Genomic DNA, 949 nt, shown 5'->3' on the forward strand with positions numbered 1-949 from the left:
ATTTTTGGTGTCTCATTCTTTTTATGAAGTCCAGAATAAAAATATCATCAGGATTTTTTATGTTCAATCTGTTTTACAACACTTTAAAAATTACAAACCATTTATTACTAGAATTTCTTTTACATCAAAATTTTAATAAACTATGAATAAATCATATTTTTTTAGTTCGAAAAAAATATTGGAGTTTTCAATAATTCTGATATTTTCTTTTTGGATATTTTCTATTCAATTTGGAGGTCTTCCTTCCGGAGAATGGTTAGCCTTAAATGTTTTTCCAATAATTGCGGGGCTTCTTACTTGGATTATTTTTAATATAATTTTATTAATCATAAAAAATAACTCGCAAAAAATCAAATATCTATTTTGTTTTATTGTCACAGTAATACCCACAATTATAATAATTCTATTTCTTTTGAAAAAGATGTAAAATTAATTCTAACGATGAAAAATACAATTAAAACTAATAAAGAAATTTTTAGTTATTTAATGCGAAAACTTAATTTTTTATTGATTTCATTAAGTTTAATTAGTGCGTTTGTTTGGCAGATCAGTTTAAAAGATGAAAAAGACTTAATTGGAGGTTGCGATGTGTCAATTATGCTATTTTTCATATATACATTGATGTTTTTTACTTTAATGCTATTACTTTCATCTTCAGCTTATTTAAATCTATTTCTTGTCATTCGAAATAACTTGATTTTTCGTTTTTTATCTTTTTATGGAACAAGTGTCATTGGATCAATAGCTGTGTTAAGCCTTAATAAATATAATAAAATTTCTATTGCAATAGTATTTTTATGTATTCTGGTTTATAGTTTATTCTATCTGAAATTTAATAAATTTTTAAAATAAAGAATAAGTACACAATCTTTCAAGTTTTTCTTGTATCGTATTAATCTCTCAGACTACAAACTCAATTTTATGTAAAGATATTTACGAATCGATCTAA

1 protein-coding gene is annotated in these 949 nt (G+C 23.1%); it reads left to right on the forward strand.

From position 1 onward, the window contains the following. The first annotated feature begins 441 nt into the window (after positions 1-441). Complete coding sequence (locus tag B0A65_RS23075; protein ID WP_074657865.1) at positions 442-852, forward strand: hypothetical protein; 411 nt, start codon at positions 442-444, stop codon at positions 850-852. Positions 853-949 lie beyond the last annotated feature (97 nt).

The organism is Flavobacterium frigidimaris (assembly GCF_002217275.1).
GTDB classification, from domain to species: domain Bacteria; phylum Bacteroidota; class Bacteroidia; order Flavobacteriales; family Flavobacteriaceae; genus Flavobacterium; species Flavobacterium aquidurense.

Bases quoted from the DNA above. Each gene is read 5' to 3' on its own strand.
- B0A65_RS23075 (WP_074657865.1), top strand. From the start codon at position 442: ATGAAAAATACAATTAAAACTAATAAAGAAATTTTTAGTTATTTAATG.